10 protein-coding genes and 1 riboswitch are annotated in these 15114 nt (G+C 49.4%); of the genes, 8 read left to right on the top strand and 2 right to left on the bottom strand.

The features are described from left to right. Positions 1 to 162: 162 nt before the first annotated feature. The 4 genes from ACAN56_RS16070 to ACAN56_RS16085 all read left to right on the top strand — a co-directional run bounded on the left by ACAN56_RS16070 (position 163) and on the right by ACAN56_RS16085 (position 8568). Complete coding sequence (locus ACAN56_RS16070) at positions 163 to 1536, top strand: sugar phosphate nucleotidyltransferase (protein ID WP_038586519.1); 1374 nt, start codon at positions 163 to 165, stop codon at positions 1534 to 1536. A gap of 137 nt (positions 1537 to 1673) precedes the next feature. Further along, positions 1674 to 1754, top strand: a riboswitch (cyclic di-GMP riboswitch). Positions 1755 to 1766: 12 nt separating this feature from the next. Continuing rightward, the gene (locus ACAN56_RS16075; protein WP_379144092.1) at positions 1767 to 4100 is read left to right on the top strand and encodes a PA14 domain-containing protein; all 2334 of its coding nucleotides are present in this window, start codon (positions 1767 to 1769) and stop codon (positions 4098 to 4100) included. A gap of 208 nt (positions 4101 to 4308) precedes the next feature. Next, complete coding sequence (locus ACAN56_RS16080; RefSeq protein ID WP_379144094.1) at positions 4309 to 5823, top strand: glycosyl hydrolase; 1515 nt, start codon at positions 4309 to 4311, stop codon at positions 5821 to 5823. A gap of 198 nt (positions 5824 to 6021) precedes the next feature. Then, positions 6022 to 8568 carry a discoidin domain-containing protein gene (locus tag ACAN56_RS16085; RefSeq protein WP_379144096.1) on the top strand — a complete coding sequence of 849 codons (2547 nt, stop codon included), beginning with the start codon at positions 6022 to 6024 and terminating at the stop codon, positions 8566 to 8568. 535 nt (positions 8569 to 9103) lie between these two features. Here the strand turns inward: ACAN56_RS16085 and ACAN56_RS16090 are convergent. Together ACAN56_RS16090 and ACAN56_RS16095 are read right to left on the bottom strand one after the other, a co-directional pair. Continuing rightward, positions 9104 to 9472, bottom strand: a complete 369-nt coding sequence (locus ACAN56_RS16090; protein WP_076109989.1) for a helix-turn-helix domain-containing protein — start codon at positions 9470 to 9472, stop codon at positions 9104 to 9106. 177 nt (positions 9473 to 9649) lie between these two features. After that, the gene (locus tag ACAN56_RS16095; RefSeq protein ID WP_038586530.1) at positions 9650 to 10732 is read right to left on the bottom strand and encodes a glycosyl hydrolase family 28-related protein; all 1083 of its coding nucleotides are present in this window, start codon (positions 10730 to 10732) and stop codon (positions 9650 to 9652) included. 710 nt (positions 10733 to 11442) lie between these two features. Here ACAN56_RS16095 and galU point away from each other — a divergent pair. Genes galU through gmd form a run of 4 tightly spaced genes read left to right on the top strand, consistent with a single transcriptional unit; the run spans position 11443 to position 15023 of the window. Beyond that, positions 11443 to 12345, top strand: a complete 903-nt coding sequence (gene galU / locus ACAN56_RS16100; RefSeq protein ID WP_038586533.1) for a UTP--glucose-1-phosphate uridylyltransferase GalU — start codon at positions 11443 to 11445, stop codon at positions 12343 to 12345. Between the two features lie 3 nt (positions 12346 to 12348). Continuing rightward, positions 12349 to 13044: a sugar transferase gene (locus ACAN56_RS16105; protein ID WP_038586535.1), complete on the top strand. Its 696-nt coding sequence runs from the start codon at positions 12349 to 12351 to the stop codon at positions 13042 to 13044. A gap of 24 nt (positions 13045 to 13068) precedes the next feature. Next, positions 13069 to 14007, top strand: a complete 939-nt coding sequence (locus tag ACAN56_RS16110) for a GDP-L-fucose synthase family protein (protein ID WP_379144100.1) — start codon at positions 13069 to 13071, stop codon at positions 14005 to 14007. Positions 14008 to 14027: 20 nt separating this feature from the next. Beyond that, positions 14028 to 15023, top strand: a complete 996-nt coding sequence (gmd, locus tag ACAN56_RS16115) for a GDP-mannose 4,6-dehydratase (protein WP_038586541.1) — start codon at positions 14028 to 14030, stop codon at positions 15021 to 15023. Positions 15024 to 15114 lie beyond the last annotated feature (91 nt).

Here is a 15114-nt window from a genome sequence, read left to right on the forward strand (position 1 = left end):
CAAACATTCCTTGCAGTGACTCCCGTAACAGTTGTATCTGAAGGCTATCGCGCAGCAACAGCGCGCTATAAACATTCTAGCATCTCGAGGTTGCTGTTTAGCTCGTAGCTCACAATAACAATCCGGTATTTTCGCGTCAACACATAATGAGGAGGGTTCCATATGAAACTGGTACTTCTATCAGGCGGTTCAGGTAAACGTCTCTGGCCATTGTCCAACGATTCACGTTCGAAGCAATTTCTGAAGGTACTTGAGAGCCCGACGGGTGAACCGGAATCCATGGTGCAACGGGTATGGCGGCAGCTGGAGGAAGCTAATATGTCGGGTTCGGCTTATCTGGCTACCGGCCGCAGCCAGGTGGAAATGATTCAGAGCCAGCTTGGCAGCGAGGTGCCTATCATCGTTGAGCCGGAACGCCGCGATACGTTTCCTGCGATTGCCCTGACAGCAGCCTACCTGTATTCCATGGAAGGCGTTTCGCCAAGCGAGACCGTGGCCATCCTGCCGGTCGATCCTTATGTGGAAGCCGCCTTCTTCGATACAGTAGTGCAGCTTGAGCAAACGATGCAGGAGAGCGGAGCGAACCTGGCGCTGATGGGTGTAGTACCCGAGCATGCTTCAGAAAAATACGGATATATCATTCCTACCAGCGCAGAGGCGGGAGCAAGCGGCTATCTGCAGGTAAGTCACTTCCAGGAGAAACCTGACCGTGAGCAGGCCGAGGAACTGATCAGCCGGAATGCCCTCTGGAACTGCGGCGTGTTCGCGTTCCGCCTGGGTTACCTGCTTGATATTCTGCAGCGCAAGGGATTGCCGCTGAACTATGAGGAACTGCAGAAGCAGTACAAACTGCTTGCTTCCATCAGCTTTGACTATGAAGTGGTGGAAAAAGAGGAGAAAATCGTAGTTCAGCCTTATGACGGATTCTGGAAGGATTTGGGCACCTGGAACACGCTGACCGAAGAAATGAACAGCAACCATGTGGGCAAAGGGTTCGTGACGGCCGATTCCGAAGGCACTTGCCTGATTAATGAGCTGGATATTCCGATTACGGTGATCGGCGCGAAGGATCTGATTATCGCTGCCAGCCCGGACGGGATTTTGGTTACCCATAAAGCGGAGAGTCCGAGAATCAAGGAAGTGCTGAAGTCTTTTGAACAAAGACCGATGTACGAAGAACGCCGCTGGGGCCATTATAAGGTCATAGATTATGTGAAATACGATGAGGGAAATGAAGTGCTGACCAAACGGATTTTTATCGAAGAGGGTAAAAATATCAGTTACCAGCTGCACCATAAACGCAGTGAAATCTGGACATTTGTCAGCGGTGAAGCAAGCATTGTAATTAATGAGAAGATGCATAATGTGAAGGCGGGAGATGTGGTGCGTATACCGGAAGGCACCAAACATGCGATTCTTGCGCTGACGGATGTAGAGTTTATCGAGGTACAGACCGGCTCGGAACTGGTAGAAGAGGATAACATCCGCATCACCTTGGATTGGGAAGATATAGCTTTGCAACAGTTTATCTCTTAGGCCTAAACAGTCTATTTACCCAATTGTTGCAGATCCAAAACAGGCATTTAGAACCATTTATTAATTTATTTTTATTAATGCTCTAAATAAAAACTTCATAGGGACGATACTTACGGTAAGAGGGATAAATCCTTCCAAAACGACAAAGGCAAACCTAATCGAAAGATAGGGACGCAAAGCCATAGGGCCTTCGCAAGAGTGGCAGCCTGGCTACCGAAAGGAAGATCATTTTGAAAACTTACCGTAAGTCTCGTCTGCTGTCCACCTTGCTGTCTCTTGCCGTATTGTTAACCGCTATGCCTTTAGGATTTGGGCTGTCGCCTTCAACCGCAGAAGCCTCATCAAGCACAGCAGTGCCGGTTAATCCGGACGCTTCAGCCGAAGCTGTCAAGCTGCTTAGTAACCTCTATTCCATTACCGGAAAAGGGATTATCTCTGGACAGCACGATTATTTGGAGAGCCCGGATGAATTCAGCAACAAGTTGAAGGGAACAAGCGGAGAATATGCTGCTCTTCACGGATATGAGCTTGGCGTAATTAGCGGCCAGTCGGAGAGTACGGCTGCATCGCAGCGCAAGAATGTGGTGAACAGCGCGATCAACTGGTACAAGAACGGCGGCATTGTCGCAATGACCTTTCATCAGAATCTGCCGGGGACGGCTTACCTCTGGTCCAATGTGCAGAAGCCGCTCACCCAAGCGGAATTTAACAGGTATGTAACGCCGGGCACGGCAGAATACGCCAGCCTGATCACGGATCTGGATAAAGTGGCGGTGTCGCTCAAAAGCTTGCGGGATGCGGGCGTTCCCGTACTTTGGAGACCTTATCATGAAATGAACGGCAACTGGTTCTGGTGGGGGAAGAAAAGTAATTTTGCTGAACTGTGGAATATTATGTATGACCGTTTCGTGAACGTTCATCAATTAAACAATCTGTTGTGGGTATGGAACCCCAATGCACCGAATGCCTGGTCTGATCCTTATGCGCTGACCTATCCGGGCGCAAGCAAAGTGGATGTTCTTGCAGCAGATATATATGATAACGACTATATGAATAAGTACTATGACAGTTTGCTTAGTCTGGCTGCCGGTAAACCGATAGGCATTGGTGAAAACGGTGAGATGCCCAGCACGGCCAAACTGAAGCTCTCCCAGAAAAATTTCGTTTTCATGATGAACTGGGGAAAAATGCTCTATGAGAAAAATAGCACAACTACGATTAAGAGTTTCATGAATGATAGCTATACACTGACCCGGAATAAATATAAGAGTTGGAGTGCACCAGCCGTTGCGCCAACGGCAACACCGACACCGACACCGACGCCGACACCAACGGCAACACCGATAGCAACGCCAACGGCAACACCGATACCAACGCCAACAGCAACGTCGAAGCCGACGGCAATGCCAACGCCTGACTCTAATGATTCAGTGGAAGCGCCTGTGGTGAGCGGACTTAAGGGAGAGTACTTCAAAAACATGACGCTTTCCGGTACGCCCGCCTTGGTGCGCAATGATGCATTGCTTAACTTTAACTGGCGCCAGGGTTCGCCGGATCCTTCAATCGGTATAGATTCCTTCTCCGTCCGCTGGACCGGTCAAATCAAGCCAACGTATAGTGAGACTTATCAGTTTTTTACCACTTCGGATGACGGTATCCGCGTTTATATTAACGGTAAAGCTGTCATTGACAGCTGGATGAAACAGAGCGGAGTCGAGCGTACCGGAAGCATCGCTTTAACAGGCGGTCAGTTGTACGACATCAAGGTCGAGTATTACGAGAATGCCGGCGATGCGAATATCCGCTTAATGTGGCAAAGTCAAAGCCAAGTCAAAGGGACGGTTCCGGCCAGCGCATTGTTTGTGAATGCCGGGGCAGCTGCTGCCAGCCAGACAGAATTGGACAGTACACTCAGCCTGGTTGCAAAACCGGTTTTAGCGGCGACAGCAGCACCAGCCGCAACAGCAACGCCGACACCTGCGCTGACAGCAACACCAGCACCGGTGCCAACGGCAACACCGATATCTGCGCCAACACCGGCGGCAACAGCAACAGCAACAGCAACACCGGTGCCAACAGCAGCACCGACGCCAGCAGCGCCGGCACCAACACCGACAGCAGCACCTGCTGAGAATGGGCTAAAGGCAGAATATTTCAATAATATGCTGCTGTCAGGCACTCCGGCACTTGTACGTAACGACGCCATTCTTGATTTCAATTGGCGTCTAGGCACCCCGGATGCTGCAATCGGCATCGATTTCTTCTCCGTACGCTGGAGCGGCAAGATTAAGCCGCTCTACAGTGAAACGTACACAATCTATACTACTTCAGATGACGGCATCCGCGTTTGGGTCAATGACAGTCTTGTGATTGACAGCTGGATGAAACAGAGTGGAACCGAACGCATGGGAAGCATCAGCCTGAATGCCGGGCAGCTATATGATATTAAAGTGGAGTATTACGAGAATCAAGGGGATGCCAGAGCGCGTCTAATGTGGGAAAGCCCAAGCCAAGTGAAGGGTACTGTTCCTGCGAGCGCCCTGTTTCTTCCTTCCGCTTCCTAAGCAGAGCGACTGGTTAGCTACTGTATTCACCGGCGGGTGCTGGTTAAGACGTTACAATTATAATTCCTAAAGTCCACTCTTAGTGGCCCTGCTTATCAGCAGGGCTACTAAGCTATAGCCCCCATTTGGCCTCGGGATGTATGAACCTGCATAGGGAACTCATCCTGTGTGCCGTGGCGGCATTTCGCTGGAGAAAGGAGATTACGATTTGAACACTTACCGCAAGTACCGCCTGTTTAATACGATTTTACCTCTTATATTAATATTTTCCCTGCTGCCCTGGTCAGAAGCGAGGAGTCTTCCGGTTCCCCGGACGATAGTTACACCTGCTGCTGCCATCACTCCCATCAATCCCTCAGCTTCGGAGGAGGCTGCCGATCTGCTCAGCTATCTGGTTGATCTTGGAGGCAAGGGAATGATATCCGGGCAGCATGACTATTTGGAGACCCCGGATGAATTCAACAATAAGCTGAAGCATGCAAGCGGACAATATGCCGTATTGCATGGTTATGAGCTGGGAGCGATTAACAACCAACCGGAGGGCACCATCGTGAAGCAGCGCCAGAATGTCGTGAAGAGTGCGATCAAATGGCACCAGGGCGGCGGAATTGTGGCGATGACCTTCCATCAGAATTTGCCGGGTACCTCCCCGGATTGGGCTAATGTGCATATGAGCCTGAGCCAAGAGGATTTTGATGCTTATGTTACGCCGGGCACCCTGCAGTATAAGAACCTGATCGCTGAGCTTGATGAGGTAGCCGAATATTTGGGAGACCTGCGCGATGCGGGAGTGCCTGTGTTATGGCGCCCTTATCATGAGATGAACGGCAACTGGTTCTGGTGGGGGCAGAAGGACAACTTCACCGAACTTTGGGACATTATGTATAACCGTCTGGCGAATGTGCACAAGCTGGATAATCTCCTGTGGGTATGGAATCCGAATGCGCCTAATGAGTGGTCGGATGGCTATGAGCCATATTATCCCGGTGCCGGGAAGGTTGACGTTCTGGCGGCGGATATTTATAACAATGACTACAGACAGTCTTATTATGAGAAGCTGCTGAAGCTGGCCGACGGCAAGCCGATCGGGATCGGTGAAAGCGGAGAACTGCCAGACCCGCTCATATTGTCCCGAACGCAGAGTAAATGGGTATATACCATGACATGGGGAAAAATGCTGACCGAGAAAAATAACCTCGAGAAGATTAAGAGTTTTATGAGCGATGATTATACCGTGTCGCGGGATGATTATAAATTAATGCTGGTCGGTAAAAACAATAACCCGGCCCCGGTATCCCGAACCGGATTGACGGGAGAATATTTCAATAATATGGATCTGTCGGGCAAAGCCGTCCTGGTCCGCAACGACAATAAGATCGACTTCAACTGGCATGGAGATTCACCGTCTTCAGGAATTGGCAAGGATGCTTTCTCGGTGCGCTGGAGCGGCAAAATCAAGCCGGTTTACAATGAGAAATATAATTTCATAGCCTCCTCGGATGACGGGGTACGTGTATGGATCGACGGCAAACTGATCATCGACAGCTGGAAGAAGCAAAGCGGTGTCAGCCGTGAGGGAAGCATAGTCCTGGAAGCGGGAAGCTCGTACGACATCAAGGTTGAATATTACGAGAACAGTGGAGATGCCAGTATTCGCCTTATGTGGAAGAGCCCAAGCCAGAAGCAGGCGGTTATTCCCAAAGGCGCGTTGACTTCCAAATAATGAAATGAAAGCAATAAGTCATTGTGAGGCAGGCACCCCGGAAGAAAGCGAGGACAAGGAATGAGGACTAGAACTAAGAAGAACAAGAATAAACCTTTACATCTACTGTTAAAATTCGCAGCTTTAACCCTCTTGTTTCTATTGTCTGTTTCTATCTTCGGAGATGACGGGACGAAGAGGGCCGAGGTGGAGGTTGACATGTCTAAATTGTCCGCAGCGAAAGATGCAGGACCCGCATTGCCGGACGGAACTGTGCTGTGGCAACTGGGCAAGCACGACGGAACAGCTGGTGAATTTGCGGCTGCCGGCTCTTCGGCCGCTAAGGAGGCATTTAAGGTTGCCTCCGTTTCGGCCAAGACTGCGGAGCTCCAAAGTGTGCCCTCCGGTCTTAGAGGCGACACTAATCCTGAGCTGAGGATTATGTATAAGCTGGATAAGATCCCGGTCAACGGGGTCTTATTTCGCGTAAGCATCATAGATGCCTATAAATCCATTCCGCAAATGAGCGTATTCTCCAACCGGCAGCTGTCGGGGATTATCCAGATTGCAGGTGTTGCCGGTACAGACAGCAAATATACGTTCCGCAAAACGTATGAGCTATATATCCCGAAAGAGCAGCTGGTGGCTGGAACCAACGAACTAAAGCTGCAGGCGGCCCGCGGGATCTATTCCTCCGATTTGGAGGATAAGTACAACTGGTGGACCTGGGATGACCTTAGCCTGGAGTCGCTGAATGCCCCAATCAAGGAGCCGATTCATGGCAGCTACACACTGACGGGCACCATGGTGAACAATAAGCAATTTTATTTTGACGAAGGTGCAGTTACGCATCTGCCTTATATTATGAAGTGGCTTGGAGTAGCTTACAGCGGCAATATTATGCGCACCAGCTGTGCCAGCGATGTCGGCCGCTCCTGTTCGAATATGGAGGAGTACTACAAGGTGCTCAAGGATTACAACATGCAGGCCGTTGCGCTGTATTTGTATACCGGTGATATTAAGCTTAAGGCGGATGGCTCACTGCCGGATGACGCCGAGAAGAAACTGACTGATTATTTCCAGAAGTACAGCCCGTACTTCCAATATTATGAGGTGGACAATGAACCCGGCCTGTTCAATCGTTCGAAGGCAGTGAACCTGGCGATTGCCAACTGGCTGAACGAGAAGGGCAAAACTATAGCTCCCCATCTGCAAACTGTGGCACCGGGTTGGGCCTATTGGCCGAGTTATAGTACAGATTCCTGCGGCAACCAGAAAGGCACGCTTAAACAGTGCGGCGATCCGGACGGTTGGGAACGTGATTCGGAGCAACGCAACGAGCTGGAGGAAGTGACGGATTTAACGAATGGACACTCTTATGGGGAATCCTATATTTTCAGCCATGGAGGAAGCTTTACCGAGAATCTGAAAACCTTTGGCGGAACTGCGGACGGCCTCGGCAAAAAAATGCTGACGACGGAGTTCGGCACTTCAGACACACATGTAGATGCTTACCAATACGGGGCAGCCGAACGGACATCGGCGGTCTTCGACCGGATTATGCGCGGTCATATCGGCTACGCGGATATGTTCATCCAGCATGCCGCCTTCTTCAAGAATTTCAGTCTGTTCAAGTACGGATTCAATCTGGAAGAGCATGATCCGGCCAAAACAGAGATCTACTATACCAAAGAAGGCGAGGATTCCCGGGTCAGCATTATGAGAAGGCTCAGCCTGGCTTATGCTACCCACGGAGCCCCGTTAAGTTATGAAATTACCAATAAGGATGATCTAGCCGACAAGCTGCTATATGTACGTGCTGTTGATACCTCAACACTTGAGCCTCAACCCGGAAGCAAAGCCACCTCCAACAAGGTGCTGGTCAATTTCGTCAATTTTGAGGATACACCGCAGACGGTTCATGTGAAAGTAAATATGCCGAAGAAAACCGTGTATGAAGGTGAACGGTTCGGCAGCGGTGATTCATACGAGGCGGCACGCAGCTATGTATCCGGCAAAAGTGCTACACCTGTACTGGAGTTTACCGAGACCTTAGCTCCGGGCGAAGCGGTGCAATATATCCTGCAGCCATCCTCCGAGGTGGCGGATACTGCACCGCAGAGCTTTAAAGCTGCTGCAGTCAAAGGTTTGTCCGTAAAATTGAACTGGCTGGAGGCCCCTGGAGCAAGCTATGAAGTGCTCCGGGCCGACGGCTCAGGCACAGACCTGAAGGTTATCGCAACGGGGATAAAGGATACGGAATACACCGACAGCAAGCTGCAGGAAGGAACATTATATACGTACGCGGTTAGGGTACCTGGTTCCAGCGTCATGTCGGAGAAGACACAGATTACAGCAACAGGACTGGTTCCTTTGGACCGTTCGCAGTGGAAGGTATCCTCCAATGTTAATACCGAGGCGTCCTATCCCGGAAATGCGATTGACGGAGACCGGCGCACACGCTGGGATACGGGTAAACATCAAGCCTCCGGAGAGTATTTGCAGGTAGATCTCGGGAAGGAACATAGTATAGAAGCGGTGGAAATGGATTACACATTATCTTCTTATGATTATCCACGGGGATATGAGCTTTATGTATCGGATGACGCCAGTAATTGGAAGCGCATAGCTTCCGGAAAAGGGAAGCTGGAGAAGACCAAGATAGAGTTTGCCAAGGTGAATGCGCGGTACATCAAGATTCTGCAGACCGGCTCGGGAGGAAATTACTGGTCCATTCAGGAGCTGCAGATTTTTTCAAGAGAATAGAGATGTTGGGATTGGGCTGGCCGCATTTTTAAGAGAACTGATGAGGGCATGAAGTTATAAGAAATTTATAAGGAAACCGAGGACTGCCCTGTTCCGTTCTTATCGAAATTGCGGCAAAGATTTATGAATTCACTTTCGGAGATATGTCCGTGTTTATACAACGCGTGGAAGCTTTCTTTTAGGTCTATTGTGCCTTCGTGCTTCATTCCTAACTGGTTTAGTAAGCTGCGAATAGAAAATTCTAATCTCATCAACTAAGCTCCTCCGCGAATATCTAAAATTAGGTAATTCATGTAAGCCTACTTTACTACTAATTCAAAAAAAAGAATGTCACTATGTGTCGGTGATAAAACTAATATTTTAAGTACTTTTGACTCATTTTACTCATTTTTGACTAGGCTGCAGAGGAATATGTTGAAATGTATTCAGCAGACTAGAGAAGTATACATAAGAATTGCAAGAGGAGCAGGAATAAAAAATAATCACGACAGCTCCCTTAACTAGCGGAACCGCCGTGATTATGATGGATATTGATTCATTGTTGACCATTGTCGCCAGAACCGGCGGCCGCCCTGTTCTGAACTACCCGCTCCAGCAGCATGCGCACAAGCTCCAAATCCTGCTCTTCCAAAGGAACGCCGTCCCAATGCAGCTGATGCTGGTTAAGGATCTCTCTGGCATTGTTCGTGATTTCCATGGGGTCGGGGTTATCGGTAAGGCCGATGAGATAATCTGAGGTAGTGTGAAGCTTCTTGGCAATCAGTTGAGTATTTTCAAGGGTAGGCTGACGGTATCCGGATTCATACCCGGCATACGTACTTTTGGCGACGCCAACCGCTTCAGCAACCTCCTGCATTGAGAATTTTCTTGTTTTTCGTAGCTGTTTCAACCGTTTAGCAAACATCTGCATGCCTCCAATTGCGGGTTCCAACATGATTGGATATAGGCGTAATTCGTATTGAATCATTTTTGGATATTATACCATAAACATAACTGAACGAACATCCATCCCTTTTACAGCCGCCAACCCGCTTGGGAAACTCCTCCGCACATCCCCCGGTACTTTACGAGTGTTCTATTTTCAAGGGAGAAATATAGAATTAACAGTGGTCACCTGTTTGTTTACGGTTTTGCTCTGGAACGTGGAATTGTATACGGTGATTGTTCCCCCCACAGGTAAATCAGTATTATAGATAGCCACTTTGCTGTATCCAACGGTAGAGGCCATAAATTTGCTGTTGTACACTTTCACCTTTGCATTCGACAATACCGCGATATCCGCTTTGGGATCACCGGTATAATTGGCGGAGCCGTTGTTCTTAAAGATTGAATTGACAATCGTTACCTCCGCATAATCTTCAACATGAACACCTTGTCCCCGGATATGAATAAAGCTGGAGTTTTTGATGACAATGTCTTTTGCGGACAAGGCAACGCCTACTCCAAATCCCGCCCAGCGGGAAGGGCTGGTGTTGGTATCAAATACACAGTTCTCGATGACCCAGTCACGGCTTGGGGCATTGATTTCAATCCCGTCACCTTTGATATTCACGAACCGGGTATTCAGGATCTTAACCTCGTAGCTCGGATTTATATTCGACAGAATGCCATAGCCGGAATTTTCGAACAGACTGTTAAATACAGTTAACCGGTTGACTGTCACCGCATTCTGAATCCCTTGAACGCTGCATTCGAATCTGACGTCGATAATGTTGATGTCGTCCCCGTTCGGCATAATGCCAATGCGGGCTTTAATCCCGATGCCTTGAACACTCTGTTTGCCGAGCAGCCGCAGGGCGGCTTCATCCTTGTTATCATTGCGGATCAAGGTAGCATCTCTTCTGCCTGCACCTAGAATAGATATATTTTCAGGGACATGAATAGAGTTGATTAGATAAGTCCCTCTGTCGAAATAAACCGTGCCGCCCCCCGAATCCTGCGCAGCCTTTACAGCCTTGGCGATACTCGCTGTATCATTAGTGACTCCGTCCCCTACGGCCCCGTAGTCCTTCACATTAAACGTCGGAATGGCAAAAGCCTGAACACTTCCTGCGCCCGTATCGCTGCTCCAGGCTTTTTCCGGAGCCTTATTCCAAATGAGTCCCACAGCCAGAGCTGCAGTAAGGACGGCAACCAGGGGCAAAGCTATTTTCCAGCGCATCATGAATCCCTCTCCTTAACGAAATGGTTTATGAGTAACTTTGAAAAACTTTTTTTCCTGAAAAGAAAACATTAATTGTTTACAAAGTTATTCTAAATGAATATAATAATTTTGACAAATACTCCTAATGAATAATATATGGCGATAATCATTCGATGTCAGAATATGTGAAGAATGAAAGGGAACATGAAAGGAAATGGGATAAGCGCTTTTTAAAAATATAGGAATTTATATGTTTCACACGATAATTTATCCTTCCATTTCTCGCTGAAACGGTACCGTCCTTAAAAAGGACGGCAAAGCCGTTTCCACTTGATAGAGATTAGGCAAGGAATATTTTTTTTAGTTATTGGGTCGCGATATGAATAACTTTATTTAAATTATTAAACATTTATTCTCGATGAGAACCAAGAGAGGGAGGCCAGTCCTCTTTAGAGCGGCAGACGTCAACCTTCATTAGCATATGTGCCCCGCCAACTGTTGGTGCGGCAGCAACAGCGGACAAACGCTGAGATTCCGTATATCATTGCCTGCATTTTTCGCAGGATCAAAGGTAATGCCTCCTGTACCTATATCACTGGAGACACTCGGTCATGCTGTGGGTGCTGATACCTTAGACGTTAATCGTCAAGGGTGTGACGTGAGGAAGGGTTAAATGCCCGCTTATTGCAAGAATTCAGTTCGTCAATAAAGAAACAAGGGATGTGTTCGGGATGAAAAAGGTAAGAAAGGCTATTATTCCAGCAGCTGGGCTTGGAACCAGGTTTCTTCCCGCTACCAAAGCAATGCCGAAGGAAATGCTTCCGATCGTAGACAAGCCGACCATTCAATATATCGTGGAAGAGGCGATTGCTGCGGGCATTGAGGACATTATCATCGTTACCGGAAAAGGAAAACGCGCCATAGAGGATCATTTCGATATTGCGTTTGAGCTTGAGCATACCTTGTTTGAGAAAGGGAAGCTGGAGCTGCTGGAAGAGGTGCGGCGTTCCTCCCAGGTGACGCTTCACTATATCCGGCAGAAGGAAGCCAAGGGGCTGGGGCATGCCGTATGGTGTGCGCGCAATTTTATTGGAGATGAGCCGTTTGCCGTGCTGCTGGGAGACGATATTGTGCAAAGCGACGTTCCGTGCACCAGACAGCTGATTGAACAGTACGAAAGACTTGGGAGATCAGTTATTGGCGTCCAGACGGTACCTGCCGATCAAACGAACCGTTACGGTATTGTAGATCCGCTGCGGGCTAGAGGGCGGCTGTACGAGGTGGACCGTTTTGTGGAAAAGCCGGCTCTAGGCCAGGCGCCTTCCAATCTGGCGATTATGGGACGGTATGTGCTTACGCCGGACATCTTTGATTTCCTGGAGAGCCAGGAGACCGGAGCAGGCGGTGAAATTCAGTTAACGGATGCCATTCAAAGGCTCAATACGGAGCAGGGCGTATATGCCTATGACTTCCAGGGAGTACGGTACGATGTGGGCGAGAAGCTCGGGTTTATTCTCACGACGATTGATTTTGCCTTGAGAAGACAGGATCTGAGGCATGAACTGTTAAGTGCTCTCGGGGAAATTGTGGATAGAGAACATACCAGTACGTATGCAAAGTCAAGAGGTGAATAATAGATGATACCTTCCAGTCAAAGAGAAGAGGAAGCGGCCCTGTATGCTAAAAGGTACTATCCGGCAGTACGGCGTGCCGGAGGCAAGCCGGAGACATTATATCTATTTAATAAACGGGTCTTTGACATTGCGGCATCTGCGGCGGCACTCCTTGTGCTGTCTCCCCTTTTCCTTATTCTTGCGCTGGTTATCAAGCTGGAAGACCCCCGCGGCTCCGTATTTTTCGGTCAAACCAGGGTCGGGAAGGCAGGTCGTTTGTTCCGGATTTACAAATTCCGCTCGATGATTGCCGATGCGGAAGCGCTTCTGCCGAACCTGTTGAATCAAAATGAAATGAGCGGCCCCATGTTCAAAATGAGAAATGATCCGCGGGTGACCCGGGTAGGCAGATTTATCCGCAGAACAAGCATTGATGAGCTTCCCCAGCTGGTAAATGTGCTTAAGGGTGATATGTCGCTTGTCGGCCCAAGGCCGTCGCTTCCACGGGAAGTGGAGAAGTACTCGGAATACGACCGGCTTCGTCTATCGGTCACACCGGGTTGTACAGGGCTTTGGCAGGTGAGCGGGCGGAGCGGACTGAATTTTAAGCAAATGGTGGAGCTCGATCTGCTCTACATTGAGCAGAGAACGCTGGGCCTGGATCTCAAGATTATGTTTATGACGGCCTGGCAGCTGGTGAGATCGAAAAATGCATTCTAAATCATTTATAACGGGGTGAAGCGTATGGATCGCCATTCGAGAATATATGTAGCTGGGCATCGCGGTCTGGTCGGTTCGGCCATCGTCCGCGCACTTGAGAAGCAGGGCTTTCATAATCTTGTCCTCCGTTCCAGAACAGAACTGGATTTGCGCAATGGCGCTGAGGTGGACCGTTTTTTTGAGGATCAGGAGATTGAGTATGTATTCCTTGCTGCGGCCAAGGTGGGCGGAATTGCAGCTAACAACGAACAACCTGCGGAATTTATCCGCGACAATCTGCTCATTCAGACCCATGTCATTGATGCGGCTTACCGTAACGGGGTGAGCAAGCTGATGTTCCTGGGATCGACCTGCATTTATCCAAAGCTGGCTCCGCAGCCGCTCAAAGAAGAATATCTGCTGACCGGAGAGCTGGAGCCGACCAATGCGCCCTACGCAGTGGCCAAAATTGCCGGCATCAACATGTGCCAGTCTTATAACAGGCAGTACGGCACCCGGTTCATTTCTGTGATGCCGACGAACATATACGGGCCGAATGACAATTTTGATCTGTATTCGTCCCATGTGCTGCCCGCGCTGCTGCGCAAATTCCATGAAGCCAAGGAACAGGGCAGCCCGTCGGTGGAAGTGTGGGGCACCGGCAATCCGAAACGTGAATTCCTGCATGCGGATGATCTGGCGGAAGCCTGTCTCTATCTGATGGAGCACTATGAGGGCAATGATATCGTGAACATCGGTGTAGGGGATGACATTGCGATCAGAGACCTTGCACTGCTGATTAAGAAGGTTACCGGCTACGAAGGGGAAATCACCTTCAACACATCCGTTGCGGACGGTACCCCAAGGAAGCTGGTGGATGTGTCCAGAATCAATGCCCTTGGATGGAAAGCAAGAATTGGGCTCGAAGACGGGCTGCATGATGTGTACGCTGATTTTCAACATACGTATGCTGTGAAAAAATAATGATGCGGGGGAATTCATCAATGAAGAGAGCTTTAATTACGGGCGTTACAGGGCAAGACGGGTCCTATCTGGCGGAATTTCTTCTCTCCAAGGATTATGAGGTATTCGGACTGCGGAGAAGAACGAGCACGCCCAACTATGAAAATGTGTACTCTATTAAAGATCGCATTCATTGGATTTCCGGAGATTTGACCGATTTGGCTTCACTGATTGAAGCGGTGAGAATCGCTGACCCGGATGAGGTATACAACCTGGGGGCCCAGTCGTTCGTAGCCGCATCGTGGCCGCAGCCTTTGCTGACGAGTCAGATCACCGCCGTTTCCGTTACCAATATGCTGGAGGCGGTCAAGATTGTGAAGCCGACGGCCAGATTCTATCAGGCCTCAAGCAGTGAGATGTTCGGCAAGGTCGTAGAAACCCCGCAGCGGGAAACTACCCCTTTTTATCCGCGCAGCCCTTATGGTGTTGCTAAGGTGTACGGCCACTGGATTACCGTCAATTACCGGGAGAGCTTTGACATGTTCGCCTGCTCGGGGATTCTGTTCAATCATGAATCGCCAAGACGCGGACTGGAGTTTGTCACCCGCAAGGTGACCGACGCTGTTGCCCGTATCAAGCATGGGCTGCAAAGCGAGCTGCGGATGGGCAATCTGGATTCCCTGCGGGATTGGGGGTTTGCCGGGGATTATGTCAAGGCGATGTGGCTGATGCTCCAGCAGGAGGAGCCGGATGATTATGTTATTTCGACAGGTGAAATGCACACGGTCCGCGAGCTGCTTCAGGTGGCCTTTTCGTATGCCGGACTCGATTATGAGCAGTATGTGGTGATCGATCCTGAATTTGTCCGTCCGGCTGAGGTCGACCTGCTGCTGGGCGATTCCTCCAAGGCGCAAACCAAGCTGGACTGGAAGCTGGAAGTCGGCTTCCATGAGCTGATTCATATGATGGTGGATGAAGATATGAAGCGTGTCGCTGCTGAGATCCGCTACCACGATGCCTTTACTTTAGTGAACTAATATTTCGATACAGCATAGGTGATCTAACAGGGGACGGCGCTGCCGTCCTTTATTCAAATATAGAATTTGTATGCTTCACGCTATAAATTAT

This window comes from Paenibacillus paludis, from assembly GCF_042610515.1.
Lineage (GTDB): Bacteria > Bacillota > Bacilli > Paenibacillales > Paenibacillaceae > Paenibacillus_AQ.

Bases quoted from the DNA above. Each gene is read 5' to 3' on its own strand.
- ACAN56_RS16070 (WP_038586519.1), top strand. From the start codon at position 163: ATGAAACTGGTACTTCTATCAGGCGGTTCAGGTAAACGTCTCTGGCCA.
- ACAN56_RS16085 (WP_379144096.1), top strand. From the start codon at position 6,022: ATGTCTAAATTGTCCGCAGCGAAAGATGCAGGACCCGCATTGCCGGAC.
- ACAN56_RS16090 (WP_076109989.1), bottom strand. From the start codon at position 9,472: ATGTTTGCTAAACGGTTGAAACAGCTACGAAAAACAAGAAAATTCTCA.
- ACAN56_RS16095 (WP_038586530.1), bottom strand. From the start codon at position 10,732: ATGATGCGCTGGAAAATAGCTTTGCCCCTGGTTGCCGTCCTTACTGCA.
- galU (WP_038586533.1), top strand. From the start codon at position 11,443: ATGAAAAAGGTAAGAAAGGCTATTATTCCAGCAGCTGGGCTTGGAACC.
- ACAN56_RS16105 (WP_038586535.1), top strand. From the start codon at position 12,349: ATGATACCTTCCAGTCAAAGAGAAGAGGAAGCGGCCCTGTATGCTAAA.
- ACAN56_RS16110 (WP_379144100.1), top strand. From the start codon at position 13,069: ATGGATCGCCATTCGAGAATATATGTAGCTGGGCATCGCGGTCTGGTC.
- gmd (WP_038586541.1), top strand. From the start codon at position 14,028: ATGAAGAGAGCTTTAATTACGGGCGTTACAGGGCAAGACGGGTCCTAT.